12 protein-coding genes are annotated in these 16,261 nt (G+C 71.3%); 9 read left to right on the top strand and 3 right to left on the bottom strand.

From position 1 onward, the window contains the following. Positions 1-167 precede the first annotated feature (167 nt). Genes J7E88_RS24770 through mmsA form a run of 4 tightly spaced genes read left to right on the top strand, consistent with a single transcriptional unit; the run spans position 168 to position 5,310 of the window. Entirely contained in the window at positions 168-1,052 is an 885-nt protein-coding gene (locus tag J7E88_RS24770; protein ID WP_215184701.1) for a deoxyribose-phosphate aldolase, read from the top strand. Positions 1,053-1,067: 15 nt separating this feature from the next. Further along, positions 1,068-1,925 carry a 5-deoxy-glucuronate isomerase gene (iolB, locus tag J7E88_RS24765; RefSeq protein WP_215184699.1) on the top strand — a complete coding sequence of 286 codons (858 nt, stop codon included), beginning with the start codon at positions 1,068-1,070 and terminating at the stop codon, positions 1,923-1,925. Then, positions 1,880-3,793: a 3D-(3,5/4)-trihydroxycyclohexane-1,2-dione acylhydrolase (decyclizing) gene (iolD, locus tag J7E88_RS24760; RefSeq protein ID WP_215184697.1), complete on the top strand. Its 1,914-nt coding sequence runs from the start codon at positions 1,880-1,882 to the stop codon at positions 3,791-3,793. The genes iolB and iolD overlap by 46 nt, the downstream gene beginning before the upstream one ends. A 14-nt stretch (positions 3,794-3,807) precedes the next feature. Beyond that, positions 3,808-5,310, top strand: a complete 1,503-nt coding sequence (gene mmsA / locus J7E88_RS24755; protein ID WP_215184695.1) for a CoA-acylating methylmalonate-semialdehyde dehydrogenase — start codon at positions 3,808-3,810, stop codon at positions 5,308-5,310. 121 nt (positions 5,311-5,431) lie between these two features. On the opposite strand, the gene J7E88_RS24750 is transcribed toward mmsA, so the two are convergent. Next, positions 5,432-5,692, bottom strand: a complete 261-nt coding sequence (locus tag J7E88_RS24750; RefSeq protein WP_215184692.1) for a hypothetical protein — start codon at positions 5,690-5,692, stop codon at positions 5,432-5,434. A gap of 326 nt (positions 5,693-6,018) precedes the next feature. Continuing rightward, entirely contained in the window at positions 6,019-7,209 is a 1,191-nt protein-coding gene (locus J7E88_RS24745; RefSeq protein ID WP_308307591.1) for a S8 family peptidase, read from the bottom strand. Between the two features lie 360 nt (positions 7,210-7,569). Here J7E88_RS24745 and J7E88_RS24740 point away from each other — a divergent pair, with 360 nt between their 5' ends. From J7E88_RS24740 to J7E88_RS24720, 5 genes are all read left to right on the top strand, one after another. After that, positions 7,570-10,536, top strand: a complete 2,967-nt coding sequence (locus tag J7E88_RS24740; protein WP_215184689.1) for an alpha/beta fold hydrolase — start codon at positions 7,570-7,572, stop codon at positions 10,534-10,536. Continuing rightward, entirely contained in the window at positions 10,533-11,420 is an 888-nt protein-coding gene (locus tag J7E88_RS24735; protein ID WP_215184687.1) for an ABC transporter permease, read from the top strand. Before J7E88_RS24740 ends, J7E88_RS24735 begins: the two co-directional genes overlap by 4 nt. Positions 11,421-11,594: 174 nt before the next feature. Beyond that, positions 11,595-13,175 (top strand): von Willebrand factor type A domain-containing protein, encoded by a 1,581-nt coding sequence (locus tag J7E88_RS24730; protein ID WP_215184744.1) that lies wholly within the window; start codon positions 11,595-11,597, stop codon positions 13,173-13,175. Positions 13,176-13,336: 161 nt separating this feature from the next. Then, complete coding sequence (locus tag J7E88_RS24725; protein WP_215184685.1) at positions 13,337-13,810, top strand: DUF1772 domain-containing protein; 474 nt, start codon at positions 13,337-13,339, stop codon at positions 13,808-13,810. 223 nt (positions 13,811-14,033) lie between these two features. Continuing rightward, positions 14,034-15,254 (top strand): FG-GAP-like repeat-containing protein, encoded by a 1,221-nt coding sequence (locus J7E88_RS24720; RefSeq protein ID WP_215184683.1) that lies wholly within the window; start codon positions 14,034-14,036, stop codon positions 15,252-15,254. A 209-nt stretch (positions 15,255-15,463) separates the two neighbouring features. Here the strand turns inward: J7E88_RS24720 and J7E88_RS24715 are convergent, their stop codons facing one another. Next, positions 15,464-16,051, bottom strand: a complete 588-nt coding sequence (locus J7E88_RS24715; protein ID WP_215184682.1) for a hypothetical protein — start codon at positions 16,049-16,051, stop codon at positions 15,464-15,466. Positions 16,052-16,261 lie beyond the last annotated feature (210 nt).

The raw sequence follows: 16,261 nt of genomic DNA, 5'->3' as shown, positions 1-16,261 counted from the left end.
CCCTAGACCCACCCCGCCCCCGAGACCCGCCCCGGCGACGCACCGCCCGGCCGTGAGGCGCCGCCTCGCAGTGACACGTACGGCGCCGCAGACGCGCACGGTCCCGCCGCCGACGTGTCCCCGGCCGGTGCCGAGCCGCCGCGACAGGGCTCGCCGCGGGGGACGTCATGAGCCGCGTCGACATAGGGGAGCTCGTCGGCATCCGCACCCGCCACCCCGAGGCCGTCGCCGAAGCCGCCGGGCAGCGGCGCCGACGCACGCGCCTCGTCGGCGACAGCGGACGGCTGATGATCGTCGCGGCGGACCATCCCGCCCGCGGCACCTTCGCCGTCGGCAACCGCCCGCTCGCCATGGCGAACCGGCTCGGCCTGCTGGAGCGGCTGTGTCTCGCCCTCTCGCGGCCCGGCGTCGACGGCGTCCTCGCCACCGCCGACATCCTCGACGACCTACTGCTGCTCGGCGCGCTCGACGACAAGGTCGTCATGGGCTCCATGAACCGCGGCGGGCTCGCGGGCGCGTCGTTCGAGCTCGACGACCGGTTCACCGGGTACCGCGCCCGCGACCTGGACCGGCTCGGCTTCGACGCGGGAAAGCTGCTGCTCCGCATCGACTACGACGACCCGGCCTCGCTCGACACGCTGGCTGCGGCCGCCCACGCGGTCGACGAGATGGCCGAGCGTCGGCTTCCCGTCTTCGTGGAGCCGTTCATCTGTCACCGGATCGGCGGCCGGCTGTGCAACGATCTCGCCGCCGAGGCCGTGACCCGGTCCATCGCCATCGCCTCCGGGCTGGCCGGGACCTCGGCGTACACCTGGCTCAAGGTGCCCGTGACCGAGGACCCCGATGACATGCGAGCCGTGATGGAGACCTCCACCCTTCCCGCGGTGCTGCTCGGCGGGGACGCAGGGAAGGACCAGGACAGCGCGTACGAGAAATGGCGCGCCGCGCTGCAACTGCCCACGGTCCAGGGGCTGGTGGTGGGCCGCGCGCTGCTCTATCCGGTCGACGGCGATGTCGCGGGCGCGGTCGACACGGCCGTGGGCCTGCTGTAGGGGTACGGAGAAGGTATGAGCGACGACGAATCCTCCGAGCTTCCGGCACCGCACGGAGTGCCCGAGCTGCCCGGACTGCACCTCCCCGCGGGCAGCGCCGCCTTTGGGCCGTACGCCCTGAGCATCACCCCCGAGCAGGCCGGCTGGGGCCACTCCCAGCTGCGCGTGCTGGAGCTGGAGCCGGGTGGTTCGCATGTGCTCGCGACCGGCGACAGCGAGTGGATCGTGCTTCCCCTCAGTGGCGCTTGCACGGTGCGGGCGCAAGACGGGATCTTTGAACTGCAGGGGCGCAAAGGCGTGTTCGGCGGAGTGAGCGACTTCGCGTATGTGCCGAGGGACGCCCGTGCCCAGATCGCCTCCGGTGCGGGAGGCCGCTTCGCCCTGGCAGGAGCGAGGTGCGAGCGCCGACTCCCCGCTCGCTACGGCCCCGCGCCGGAGGTACCCGTCGAGGCCCGCGGCAGCGGGAACCAGGCGCGCGAAGTGCACAACTTCGCGGCCGCCGGGGCGTTCGACTGCGACCGGCTGATCGCCGTGGAGGTGCTCACACCCGGAGGGAACTGGTCCTCCTATCCGCCGCACAAGCACGACGAGCGCGTCCCCGGCGAGGAGAGCGAGCTGGAGGAGATCTACTACTTCGAGATCGACGGCGCCGGAGTCGGCTACCAGCGCGTCTCGCCCTCGCGCCCCGGCGGCGCCGATGTGCTCGCCGAGGTCCGCAGCGGTGACGCCGTCCTGGTCCCCGACGGCTGGCACGGGCCGTCCATCGCGGAGCCCGGCCACACGATGTACTACCTCAACGTGATGGCGGGACCGGGCGCCGAACGGGAATGGCTGATCCGCTTCCACCCCGACCACACGGAGGGTTACCGATGACGCGGCTGACCACGGCCCAGGCTCTGGTGCGGTTCCTGTCCCACCAGTACAGCGAGCGCGACGGCCGCCGTCGCCGGCTGATCGCCGCCACTTGGGGCATCTTCGGCCACGGGAACGTCGCGGGCATCGGCCAGGCCCTCGTCGAGCCGTCCGCGGACATGCCCTATGTCCAGGGCCGCAACGAGCAGGCCATGGTGCACGCGGCCGTCGGCTACGCCCGACAGTCCCGCAGGCTGTCCGCGCACGCGGTCACCACGTCCATCGGCCCCGGCGCCACCAATCTGGTCACCGGTGCCGCACTCGCCACGATCAACCATCTGCCCGTGCTGCTGCTGCCCGGCGACGTCTTCGCCACGCGCCCCGCCGACCCCGTTCTCCAGCAGCTCGAAGTGCCGTACGCGGGCGATGTGTCGGTGAACGACTGCCTGCGCCCGGTGTCCCGCTGGTTCGACCGGATCACCCGCCCCGAAGCCCTGATCCCGGCCGCGCTCCAGGCGATGCGCGTCCTCACCGACCCCGCGCAGACCGGCGCGGTCACGCTCGCGCTGCCGCAGGACGTGCAGGCGGAGGCGTACGACTGGCCGGAGGAGTTCTTCGCCGACCGGGTGTGGCCCGTACGCCGCCCCCGCCCCGACACGGAGGCGCTCGCGCAGGCCGCTGACGCGGTTCGCCGGGCCCGCAGGCCGCTGATCGTCGCGGGCGGCGGCGTCCACCACAGCGAGGCAGAGGACGCGCTGCGCGCCCTCGCCGACGCCACCGGCATCCCCGTCGCCTCCACGCAGGCCGGCAAGGGCTCGCTGCCCCACGACCACGCCTGCGACATCGGCGGCATCGGCCACACCGGCACCGCCACCGCCGACGACCTGGCCCGCACCGCGGACCTGGTGATCGGCGTCGGGACCCGCTGGTCGGACTTCACCACCGCGTCATCGACCCTCTTCGCCTCCCCCGGCGTCCGCTTCGTCAACATCTCCGTCGCCTCCTTCGACGCGCACAAGCTGGCCGGCCTCGCGCTCGTCGCCGACGCCCGCACCGCACTCGGCGAACTGACCGCCGCCCTCGCGGGCCATCGCGTGACGCAGGAGTACGAGAGGGAGTACACGCGCGGGAAGGAGCGCTGGGAGCGCCGTGTCGACGCCGCGTACGAGGCCGGTGACGAGGACACGGCCCCGACCCAGACCCAGGTGCTCGGCGCCCTGGACGCCCTGGTGACAGCGGACGACATCCTGATCAACGCCGCCGGTTCGCTCCCCGGCGACCTGCACAAACTGTGGCGCACCCGCTCCGCCGACCAGTACCACGTGGAGTACGGCTACTCCTGCATGGGCTACGAGATCCCGGCCGCGATCGGCGTGGCGATGGCCGCACCAAGGCGGCCGGTGTGGGCCCTGGTCGGGGACGGCACGTACCTGATGAATCCCACCGAGATCGTCACCGCCGTGCAGGAGGGCGTCCCGATCCGGATGGTGATCCTGCAGAACCACGGGTACGCGTCCATCGGCGGCCTGTCCGAGGCGGTCGGCGCGGAGCGCTTCGGCACGGACTACCGCCACCGGAGCGGTCCTGGCCGCTCGTACACCGGAGCCCCGCTGCCGGTCGATCTGGCGGCCAACGCGCAGTCGCTGGGGATGCGGGTGATCCGCGCCGGGACCGTGCGTGACCTGCGCGAAGCGCTGGCCGAGGCGCGGGCGGCGGACGGCCCCACATGTGTCTACGTGGAGACCGGAACGGCAGACATTGTGTCGGGCGCGCCCGAGGCACAGGCGTGGTGGGATGTTCCGGTGGCCGAGACCGCGACCCGCCCGTCGGCGGTCAAGGCCCGGGAGGAGTACGACCGGCAAGTCGCATCCCGACGCCGCCATCTCTGAAGGAGTTTTTCGCCATGACGAAGACCGTCAACCACTGGATCGGTGGCAAGACCGTCGAGGGTGCGTCCGGCAACTGGGGTCCGGTGACCGACCCGGCGACCGGCGAGGTCACCACCAAGGTCGCCCTGGCCTCCGCGGAGGAGGTCGACGCGGCCGTCCGTGCCGCCCGCGAGGCGTACGCGACCTGGGGCACGTCGTCGCTGGCGCAGCGCACCGCGGTCCTGTTCCGGTACCGGGCGCTGCTCGACGCCCGGCGCGACGACATCGCCGCCCTGATCACGGCCGAGCACGGCAAGGTGCACTCGGACGCGCTGGGCGAGGTGGCCCGCGGTCTGGAGATCGTCGAGCTGGCATGCGGCATCACCACCCAGCTCAAGGGCGAGCTGTCGACCCAGGTCTCCCACCGCGTCGACGTCGCCGCGATCCGCCAGCCGCTCGGCGTCGTCGTCGGCATCACGCCGTTCAACTTCCCGGCGATGGTGCCGATGTGGATGTTCCCGCTGGCGATCGCCTGCGGTAACACCTTCGTCCTCAAGCCGAGTGAGAAGGACCCGTCCGCCGCGAACCTCCTCGCGGAGCTCGCCGCAGAGGCCGGCCTGCCCGACGGTGTGCTGAACGTGGTCCACGGCGACAAGGTCGCGGTCGACGCGCTGCTCGCCCACCCGGACGTCGCCGCGGTCTCCTTCGTCGGCTCCACCCCGATCGCCCGGTACATCCACACCACCGCCTCCGCCAACGGCAAGCGCGTCCAGGCCCTCGGCGGCGCCAAGAACCACATGCTGGTCCTGCCCGACGCGGACCTGGACGCGGCGGCGGACGCCGCGGTCTCGGCCGCGTACGGCTCGGCGGGCGAGCGCTGCATGGCGATCTCCGCCGTGGTCGCGGTCGGCTCGGTCGGCGACGAGCTGGTGGAGAAGATCCGCGAGCGCGCCGAGAAGATCAAGATCGGCCCGGGCAACGACCCGACGTCCGAGATGGGCCCGCTGATCACCAAGGCCCACCGGGACAAGGTCGCCTCCTACGTCACCGGCGCGGCGGCCCAGGGCGCCGAGGTCGTCCTCGACGGCACGGGTCACACGGTCGACGGCTTCGAGGACGGCCACTGGATCGGCCTGTCCCTCCTCGACAAGGTCACCACCGACTCCGACGCCTACCGCGACGAGATCTTCGGCCCGGTGCTGTGCGTGCTGCGCGCCGAGACGTACGAGGACGGCGTGGCGCTGATCAACGCCTCGCCGTTCGGTAACGGCACGGCGATCTTCACCCGCGACGGCGGCGCTGCTCGGCGCTTCCAGCTGGAGATCGAGGCCGGCATGGTCGGCGTGAACGTGCCGATCCCGGTGCCGGTGGGCTACCACTCCTTCGGCGGCTGGAAGGACTCCCTCTTCGGGGACCACCACATCTACGGCAACGACGGCGTGCACTTCTACACCCGTGGCAAGGTCGTCACGACCCGCTGGCCGGACCCGGCCGACGCCCCGTCGGGCGTGGACCTGGGCTTCCCCCGCAACCACTGACGCGGCATGGCGAAGGCGAAGGGCGGGCCCGTGGCACGGGCCCGCCCTTCGCCCTTCGCCCTTCGCCGGCCGGTCCGCCGGCCGGTCCGTCAGCTCGTCGATTCGTCGATTCGTCGATTCGTCAGAACGGCTCGTCCAACTCGTCCAAGGCGAGCACGATCAGGCGCAGTTCGCGCGCCGCACGGCGGGGAAGGGCGCAGATGGCGCCCTCCAGCGCTCCCGTGCCCGCAGGGGGTCTGCGCAGCAGAGCCACTCGGTGCAGCCGGCACAACCCAGGGTCGTAGAGCCGCCGATTCGGTTGGTGCACGAACTGCCGCCACTGCGTCAGCGCCTCGCCGACGGCCCCGGTCCACAAATAGGTGCGGGTTTCCTCGATCCGCACGATCTCGTACAGCGTGCGGCGGGAGAGTCCCCGGATCGGAGCCGGCCCGCCCGGGGGGCACCCGTACCTCACCCTCGCCTCGGCGCGCACGCACCCGGCCGCCTACGCGGCATGACCTCCGGCGTTGTCCATCGTCGTGGCGGCGATGCCGGAGCGCCGCCGAGTGACCTCACAACGGGGTTTGTGTCCGCCCACGGCGCGCCGGCCGGCGCGCCGTGCGGGCACGGATGCACCCCCTCGCAGGGACGGCCCCCCTCGCGCGCGAGGTCCGTGGACGCATGCGCGAGGGGGGCCGGGAAGGGCCGTGCGGCCCCGGTGGTGTCTGTCTAGAACCGCGAGTACAGCAGCTTGTCGGGAGAGCCGATGAGGGCGTCCTGGACCTTGCCGCTGGTCGCGTTGTTCACCAGGGCGTCCCTGACCTGGGCCGGGGTCGCCGTGGGGTGCGTGGCCAGGTAGAGAGCGGCCGCGCCCGCCGTGTGCGGCGTCGCCATCGACGTGCCCGAAATGGTGTTGGTGGCGGTGTCGTTGTCCTTCCACGCCGACGTGATGGACACACCCGGTGCGAACAGGTCCAGGCAGGTGCCGAAGTTGGAGAACGACGCCCGGCGGTCCGAGCTGTCCGTCGCGCCGACCGTGATCGCCTCGGGGACGCGGGCGGGCGAGTAGTTGCACGCGTTCGCGGGCAGGCCCACGATGGGCAGGCCGTTGCCCGCGGCGATCGAGTAGCTGACGCCCGAGGCGATCGACTTCTTCACCGCGTTGTCCAGCGACGTGTTGGCGCTGCCGCCGAGGCTCATGTTGGCAACGGCCGGCTTCCTGGCGTTGGCGGTCACCCAGTCGACACCGGCGATGACGCCTGCGGTGGTGCCGGAGCCCTGGCAGTCCAGGACGCGTACGGCGATCAGGTTGACGCCCTTGGCGACGCCGTACGTCTTGCCGCCGACCGTGCCCGCCACGTGCGTGCCGTGGCCCTGGCAGTCCTGGCCGTTCTGGCCGCCGCCCACCGTGTCCGTGCCGACGCGTGCGCGTCCGCCGAACTCGCTGTGGGAGGTGCGGATCCCGGTGTCGATGATGTACGCGTTCACGTTCGACGCGGTCGTGTCATAGGTGTACGACTTCGACAGCGGCAGGCTCCGCTGGTCGATGCGGTCGAGGCCCCAGGTGGCGTTCGGCTGGGTGTCGTTCAGGCGGACGATCGAGTTCTGCTCGACGTACGCCACCCGCGGGTCGGAGGCGAGTGCCTTGGCCTTCTCCGCGGACATGGAGGTGGAGAAGCCCTGGAGGACGCTGCGGTAGGTGTGCTGGGGCGTGACGCCGAGATCGGCGGCACTGGTGCTGCCATCCTTCAGGACGACGATCCAGCTGTTCTGTACGGCGGTTGCAGTGGGGGCGAGACGGAGATCGCCGAGGGTCGCGCTCTGCGCGGTGGGGGAGACGGCGAACTGGAGACCGGCCGCCAGGGCTGCTGCGGGTATCAGCACCCCGATGCGGCGGGCAGAGACTCTCATCTCGTGCACCTACCTTTCGTTGACCGAGCACGGACAAGGTTGGGCGTGCATCGTGCCAGGTGAAGCCGTCGCGTCGAACAGAGTCTCGTGCTGTGACCTGCGCCACAAGATGCGTGCATGCCAAAAGCATCGGTGCGGTGAAGTTTTCAACTTCCCTGCTGGGAACGGCAATTGAGATCATCGGGCGAGCCCCTGGCCGGTGTGCAGCTCCGATGGGTGCCAGGTGAAGATCTGCGTACGCCGTTCCCCCGGGGCCCCGCATACCGCGTCCGGTGTACGCCGAGCCCGCCGCGTACTCCCGGGGAAGGTGCATGGGTTCCGCCTGGCGGCAGCAGAGCTCGCACAGGCTGTCCGCTTAGGGTTTTCACCATGCAGATCCGACTTCCCCGGTCCCTGTGCCGGCTCAGGACCGCACCACGGGGCCGATGGCTCGCCGGTGTCGCGGCCTTCGCCGTGCTCGCGGGCGCGGGCACCTGGACCGCTGTCGCCGACGACGGCCCGCCCGCCGTTCACCGCGAGGACCGGGTGCAGGACGTGTCCGGGGCACAGATCGACACCTCGTACTTCACCGCCGGCGGCGACGGGCGCAGGCCCGCGGTGCTCATCGGGCACGGATTCGGAGGCAGCAAGGAGGACGTGCGCGCCCAGGCGGAGAAGCTGGCGCAGGACGGATACGCGGTACTGACCTGGTCCGCGCGTGGCTTCGGCAAATCCACCGGACGCATCGGAATCAACGACCCGAAGGCCGAGGTCAAGGACGTCTCCCGGCTGATCGACTGGCTCGCGCGGCGGCCCGAGGTGCTGCTCGACGGCAAGGGCGACCCGCGCGTCGGCATCACCGGTTCCTCCTACGGCGGTGCCATCTCGCTGCTCGGCGCGGGTCACGACCGGAGAGTCGACGCCATCGCGCCGCAGATCACCTACTGGAATCTCGCCGACGCCCTCTTCCCCGACGGAGTCTTCAAGAAGCTGTGGGCCGGCATCTTCTTCTCCACGGGCTCGTTCCCGGGCGGCTCGGCGCCCTCCGCCGACCAGCCCGCCACGCCACCGGCCGGTGACGCCCCGACGGGTGACGCCCCGGCCGGGGACGAGGCCGGCGGCGAGGAGGCCGGCCGGGACAAGCCGGGTGCGGAGGATGACCGTGCGGACGAAGCCGGCCGGGACAAGGCCGGCCGGGACAAGGCCGGTGGGGACAAGGCAGGTGCGGACAAAACCGGTGGGGACGAGGCCGGTGCTGGCGAGGAACGTGCCGCGCGGGACGCGCCTTCGGATGACCGGGCCGGCTCCGCGGACGGGACGGCCGCCGACCGCCTGAACCCGTCCGGCTGCGGCCGCTTCGAGGCGCGGCTGTGCGCCATGTACGAGCGCGTGGCCGTCGCCGGAAAGCCAGACGCCGAGGCCCGTACGCTCCTTCAGGCACGCAGCCCCTCCGCGGTGGCGGACCGGATCGAGGTGCCCGCGCTCATCGTCCAGGGCCAGTCCGACTCCCTCTTCCCGCTCTCCCACGCCGACGCCATGGCCAAGGCCGTGGCCGGAAACGGCGCTCCCGTCGCGGTCGACTGGATCGCCGGCGGGCACGACGGCGGCGACCGCGAGACGAGCCGGGTGCAGGCACGGATCGGGGACTGGTTCGACCGGTACCTCAAGCAGGACAAGGGTGTGGACACCGGGCCCGCCTTCCGCGTCAGCCGCACCGGAGGCGTCGACTCGACCGACGGTCAGGCACTGCTGCGCGGCGCGACCGCAGACCGCTACCCGGGCCTCACGAGCGGCACCCGCGCCTTCCCGCTGGCCGGCGGCGAGCAGCGCTTCGCCAATCCGGCCGGCGCCACCCCGCCCGCCATCTCCGCCGTCCCCGGCCTCGGCGGCGGCGCCGGAGCGCTGTCGTCGCTCGGCGTGGGGCTCTCCCTCGACTTCCCCGGCCAGTTCGCGAGCTTCACCTCCACGCCGCTGGACCGTGCCACCCGGATCACCGGTTCCCCGGTGGTCACCGTCGAGGTGGCCTCCGACCGCGGAGACGCCGTGCTGTTCGGCAAGGTGTACGACGTCGGACCCGACGGCAGGCAGCAGGTACTGCCCGCCCAGCTCGTCGCCCCGGTCCGGGTCGAGGACGCCACGGCGGAGAGGAAGGTGACGCTCACGCTGCCCGCCGTGGACCACGAGGTCGACGCCGGGCACCGGCTGCGTCTCGTCCTGTCCGCGACCGACCTCGGCTACGCCTCCCCGGCCGAACCGGCCATGTACACCGTCTCCCTCGCCGGGGCGCTCACCGTGCCCACCGCCCCGGCCGTGCGCACCCAGGACGCCGCACTGCCCTGGTGGGTGTGGGGGCTGCCGGCCGCCGGCGCGCTCGTCGCGGCCGCGCTGCTGATCATCGCCCGCCGCCGGGCCGTCGCGCCGGCGCCCGCCCCGGAACGCGCCGACGTGCCGCTGGAGATCACCGGACTCACCAAGCGCTACGCGAAGTCCGCGGACCGGTACGCCGTACGGGACCTGTCATTCCGCGTCGAGAAGGGCCAGGTGCTCGGACTCCTCGGCCCCAACGGCGCGGGCAAGACGACCACCCTGCGCATGCTGATGGGCCTCATCCGGCCCGACGCCGGCGAGATCCGGGTCTTCGGCCACGCGATCAGGCCGGGAGCGCCGGTGCTCTCCCGGGTGGGCGCGTTCGTCGAGGGCGCGGGCTTCCTGCCGCACCTGTCCGGCCGCGAGAACCTGGAGCTGTACTGGCAGGCGACCGGCCGCCCCGCCGCCGACGCGCACATCGAGGAGGCACTGGAGATCGCCGGTCTCGGCGATGCGCTGGCCCGTGCGGTCCGCACGTACTCGCAGGGCATGCGGCAGCGCCTGGCCATCGCGCAGGCGATGCTCGGACTGCCGGACCTGCTGATCCTCGACGAACCGACCAACGGCCTCGACCCGCCGCAGATCCGCGAGATGCGGGACGTGATGATCCGGTACGCGGCCGGGGGCCGGACCGTCATCGTCTCCAGCCACCTCCTGTCGGAGGTCGAGCAGACCTGCACCCATCTCGTCGTCATGGACCGGGGCCGGCTCGTGCAGGCCGGACCGGTCGCCGAGATCACCGGCGAGAGCGACACCCTGCTCGTCACCACGGCGCGCAAGGTGCCCGAGCCGGTCGTCGAGAAGATCGCCGCACTGCCGGGCATCGGGTCGGCCGTCCGCACCGAGGAGGGCCTGCTGGTACGGCTGGACGGCGCCGACGCCACCGTGATGATCGCCGAACTGGTCCGCCTCGACGTGCCGTTGACGGGCGTCGGACCGCACCGCCGCCTGGAGGACGCGTTCCTCACCCTGATCGGAGGCTCCGCATGAGCGCGCCCGTAGAGCAGGCCCCGGCCGAGCCCGTGCTCGTCGGGGCGGCCCCCGGCTACCGGGCCGGACACACCCTGCCGCTGCGGGTGGAGGCGATCCGGCAGCTCAAACGCCGCCGCACCCTGGTGATGGGCGGCATCCTGGCCATCCTGCCGTTCATCCTCATCGCGGCGTTCGCCATCGGCGGCACGCCGGACGGCCGGGACAACGGCCGGATCACCCTGATGGACACGGCGACCGCATCCGGCGCCAACTTCGCCGCCACCTGCCTGTTCGTCTCGGCGGGCTTCCTGCTGGTCGTTCCCGTGGCGCTGTTCCACGGCGACACCGTCGCCTCGGAGGCGAGCTGGTCGTCGCTGCGCTACCTGCTGGCCGCGCCGGTGCCCCGGACCCGGCTGCTGTGGTCCAAGCTCGCGGTCGCGCTCGGCTTCAGCGCCGCCGCGATGGCGCTGCTGCCGCTGGTCGCGCTGGCCGCGGGCACGGTCGCCTACGGCTGGGGGCCGCTGGAGCTGCCCACGGGCGGTTCGCTCGGCGCCGGGGCGTCACTGGGGCGGCTGGGGATCGTGGTCGCGTTCGTCTTCGTGTCCCAACTGGTCACGGCGGGGCTGGCGTTCTGGCTGTCCACGAAGACGGACGCGCCGCTCGGCGCGGTCGGCGGCGCGGTCGGGCTGACGATCATCGGCAATGTGCTGGACGCGGTCACGGCACTGGGCGGGTGGCGCGAAATCCTGCCCGCGCACTGGCAGTTCGCCTGGATCGACGCACTCCAGCCGCAGCTGGAGTGGACCGGGATGGTGAAGGGGGCTTCCGTGTCCGTCACCTATGCGCTGGTGCTGTTCGCGCTGGCCTTCCGTAACTTCTCGCGGAAGGACATCGTGTCGTAGGCGGGCCTTCTGGGCCCCCGGGCGACCCCTGGGCAACGGTGTTCTGCTCGTGGCCGTTGCCGCATCGAGATGCTTCCGCAACCCCTTCGTCTGCTCCTGCGGGCCGTCTCGGACGTCACATTCACAAGTGCCGTTCGATGCGAGGGGGAGAGCCGGATGACGTTCCGTACCGGAATGACGTGCCGCAGGAGAAGGGGCGGTTGGGCGGTCAGGGCCGCGTCGGCCGTGGCGCTCGCCGGAGGCATGCTGCTGACGTCTGCCTGCTCGGGCTCGGAGAACATCGCCACCGACCAGGCCGACGGGCGCAGGTCCAACGGGGCCGCGCCGGCGCCCGCCGTCCCCGACGGCGGCCAGGGCGCACCACGCGAAGGGGCGGAAGAGGACAGCGACGCGGTCCGTGAATCCGCGCCGCCCGCCGACTACCTGTCCACGTTCGCCCTCGACGTCGACACCGCCTCCTACGGCTACGCCCGCCGCCTCCTGAAAGAGGGGCGGCTGCCGCGGCCGGACGAGGTCCGGCCAGAGGAGTTCGTCAACAGCTTCCGGCAGGACTACGAACGGCCCGACGGCAACGGCTTCTCCGTGACGGTCGACGGTGCACGGCCGCAGGCCACGGAGGGCGAGATGCACGGGGACGGCGGCGGCGAGGACTGGTCGCTGGTCCGCGTGGGACTGGCCACGGCGGCGCCGGCGCGCAGCAGTGAACGACCGCCCGCCGCGCTGACGTTCGTCATCGACATCTCCGGCTCGATGGCTGAACCCGGCCGCCTGGACCTCGTCAAGAAGTCGCTCGGCACCCTCACCGACCAGCTGCGCGACGACGACGCGATCGCCGTGGTCACCTTCAGCGGCGAGGCGAGGACCCGGCTGCCCATGACCCGGCTCGGTGGCCAACGCGACCGGATCCACGACATCGTCGACGAACTGGAGCCCACGGACTCGACGAACCTGGAGGCCGGAGTCACCACCGGCTACGAGGTGGCCGTCGAAGGCCGCAGGAAGGGCGCCACCAATCGGGTCGTCCTGCTCTCCGACGCGCTCGCCAACACCGGACAGACGGAGGCGGACGCGATCCTCGACCGGATCGACGACGCCCGCCGGGAGCACGGCATCACCCTCTTCGGCGTCGGGGTCGGCAGCGACTACGGCGACGCGCTGATGGAACGCCTCGCCGACAAGGGGGACGGCCACACCACCTACGTCTCCGACGAGGAGGAGGCCAGGAAGGTCTTCGTCGACCAGCTGCCCGCCCACGTCGAACTGCGCGCCCGCGACGCCAAGGCCCAGGTCGCGTTCGACCCGCAGACCGTGAAGCGGTTCCGGCTCATCGGCTACGAGAACCGGGCCGTCGCCGACGACGACTTCCGCGACGACCGCGTCGACGGCGGCGAGGTCGGCCCCGGCCACACGGTGACCGCGCTGTACGCCGTACGGCTCCGGGAGGGCGCGAGCGGCCATGTCGCCACGGCCACGGTGCGCTGGCTCGACCCCGCGACGCGGGCGCCGCACGAGCGGTCGGGCTCGGTGGAGACCGGGGCGATCGACGGGGCGCTGTGGGACGCCGCGTCCAAGCGGCTCCAGGTCACGGCGGTGGCCGCGTACTTCGCCGACGAACTGCGCGGCGGCTCCGTCCCGGGCTCGCCCGGCCTGCCCGCACTCAGGGACCGGGCCCGGGGGCTCGCCGAATCGACGGAGGACCGCGCGGTACGGCAGCTGGCGGACGCGATCGGACAGGCGCAGCGGCTGAAGGGCTGACGCTGGGTCCTGGGGCAGCCGGCCTGGTGCGTACGCGCACGGCGGGCGAACTCGGCTGCCCCGCACCGCGCGGCGGGTCATGATGTGGCGCATGCCGACCCTGCCCGCGCGGTGGGCGAACTCGGCTGCGCTGCCCAGCGCGGCGGGTCATGATGTGGCGCATGCCGACCCTGCTGCTCGCCCTCGCCGTCATCTCGACCGGTCTGTACGCGGGCTTCATGCTCATCTTCCTGACCGGCATCATGCCCGGCCTCGCCCGGCTGTCCGACGAACAGTTCGTGCCCGCGATGCGCCGCATCAACGAGACCGTGCCGCGCGGGGTGTTCCTCGTCGTCTTCGTCGCGATCATCGCGTTCCCGGCCGCCGCGGTGGCCGTCCCCGTGGACGGCCGCACGGTCAGCGAGCGGTGGCTGATCGTCGCGGGGCTCGTGTGCGCGGTCCTCAACCACCTGGTCACCGTCGCGGGCAACATCCCCCTCAACAACGCGCTGGCGGCGTCGGAGAACGCCACCCCACCGGTGCCGGACAGCCAGGTCCGGGCCGCCTTCGAGACCCGCTGGAACCGCCTGCACCAGATTCGCACCCTGCTGACGCTGGCGGCCTTCGCGCTGCTGGTCTGCGCGGGGCTTCCTTAGCGGGACGGCAGGCCGGCTCGACGCCGGTGCCGCGCCGGGAAACCTGACCGCGCATTCTCCGCAGACACCCGGCAGAAGCCCGGTACCAGCCGGACGCCTTGCCACCGGGGCACCGGACCTGTCGCACGAGATGGCAACGCGCGCGAGGAGTGATCACGTCGGCGAGGTATCTTCCTGTCGCGGCGCGTCGAGCGTCCTCCGCGCCGCGTTAGGGAGGGAAGACATGCACGTTTCACTGCTTCGGCGCGTGGCCACGCTGGCCACGGCGCTGGGGCTCACCTCGCTCGGGCTCCTCGGCGCGGGCGCGGCGCCCGCGCAGGCCGCGATCAGCGACTGCCCGGCGGGCTATTTCTGTGCCTGGAAGAGCGACAACGGCACAGGCACCATGTTCAAGACGAACACGAACAAGGCGACGCTCGGGGACTGGGACAACACGTTCCAGTCCGTCGTGAACCGCACGTCCAAGTTCGCCTGCCTGCACGACGATCCGAACTACAGCCGGACCGGCGGTGTCGCCTCGTGGGCCCCCGACCCCCCGGGTACCGAGTGGGGTTACTCACACCGTACCGTCAGCTCCGTGAGCCTCGTCGCCACCCAGCGGGAGTGTTACTTCCCGGCCTACCCGGAGTGGTACACGGCGACCGCGCCCCAGGCGGCGGGCTTCGGTGACCTGAACGCCGACCGCCGGGCCGATGTCCTTGTCCGGGACAAGGCGGGCCGGCTGTGGTTCCTGCGCGGCGACGGCACCGGGCAACTGGTCGGCAACAGCGGCTGGAACGCGATGAACGCCCTCGTCCGGCACGGCGACTTCAGCGGTGACGGCCGCGAGGATGTGATCGCCCGCGAGGCGTCGACCGGGAAGCTGTGGCTGTACCCCGGCACCGGCACCGGCAGCCTCGGTGCGCGCAAGCTCATGGGCATCAGCGGCTGGAACGCCATGAGCCGGATCGTCGCCTACGGAGACCTCTCCGGCGACGGCCGCTCGGACGTGCTGGCCGTCGAGAAGGCCACGGGCAAGCTGTGGCTGTACCCCGGCACGGGCGCCAGCACCCTCGGTGCGCGCAAGATCATCGGCAACAGCGGCTGGAACGGCATGAGCGCCCTGGTCGGGGCGGGTGACATGAACGGTGACGGCCGTGCGGACCTGATCGCCCGCCAGGCTTCCACCGGGAACCTGTACCTGTACCCGGGCAAGGCCGGAGTCCTCGGATCCCGTGTGCTCATCGGCAGCGGTGGCTGGAACGTCATGGACACGTTCCTGGGCCTGGGCGATGTCACCGGCGACGGCCATGGCGACCTCGTCACCACCACCAAGAGCAGCTACGTCGGCGAAGGATGCCGGGGCGTCGGCTGCCAGCTCGTGTACCCGGGCCGCGGCACCGGCTCACTGGGCTCGCGCCAGGAGACAGCCACCGACTGGTGGCACCTGAACGGCTTCTTCTGATCCAAGGAAAGGGCCTCCGCTTCCGAGCGGAGGCCCTTTCGTCATGCGCGGCGCCGGGCCGCGCTGGTCCTGCTGGCCTGCCGCGTCGCCAGAGGGCCGCTGCCGGGGGCAGCTCTGTGTCGTTCTCATCGCTTGGCCGAAGCTCTTGCAGAACTCGATGACGTTCATCGGGTGCCGGGGGCCGGCGGTTCTGCTCTGATTTTCCACCATTATTCCAGGGTGATGGAGGTAGGTTGGCGAATAGCCCCGGACATGCAGTAAACGGTCCTTTGGTGAGTGTCCCCCGCCTGATCTGTGGCTTCTACCCTGACGTGGAGTTCTTCGATCAGCTCCATGGCTCTTCGGGTAAATATCCCCACGACTCCGGCATTCGGCGTTGCATTGGAGAGCGGAAATGCAGGGCCGATGTGACGCAGCTCGAAGTCTGTAAAATGACTCATGCCCGCAGACCGCAGACAAGATATGGCTTCTTCTCGTGACAGCCATGAGTCAGAAGCCGGCGTTGATGGATGAACAGCAGGATTCAGGATGACGCGGTAGCCGGTGATATTGATCCGCGATGCTGCTGATGCTCCGTTCAACAACCTGACCCGCCACGCCAACTCGTCGGAACGTCCGGCGACCTCCACCACGCTGCCAGTCCACCCGAGCATGGGGCGTACCACTGATGCGTACTGCGCACGAGCGAACACAAGGCTGGCTGCGATCGTCGTTGCGGCGGTTGCCGATTGAGTATCGAGCATCTGCAATTTCCACGGCCAGGAAGAGCGAATGGAAACTGGAAGATTCTGGGTCACTATGACCCACAGAAGGAGGCTTGCGGCTAGGCCGAGAAGAATAAGAGGGATCGTGAAGAAAAGTACATTCCGACGTACGCGTACTTGTGACTCGCCTCTCATTGGCCCCCCTGAAGCACCGATGAAACTGCGGGCATTTTATCCGTCCTCCGGGCCCCAAGTGAGAGGGAGCGCTCGGGTGTGCTGGTGTTCGTCCTCGTTGATGTCGGA

The sequence above is a fragment of the Streptomyces sp. ISL-10 genome, assembly GCF_018614575.1.
In the GTDB taxonomy this organism is placed as follows: domain Bacteria; phylum Actinomycetota; class Actinomycetes; order Streptomycetales; family Streptomycetaceae; genus Streptomyces.
The sequence above is the reverse complement of the archived record's forward strand: the minus strand, read 5'-3'. Positions and strand labels throughout refer to the sequence as shown.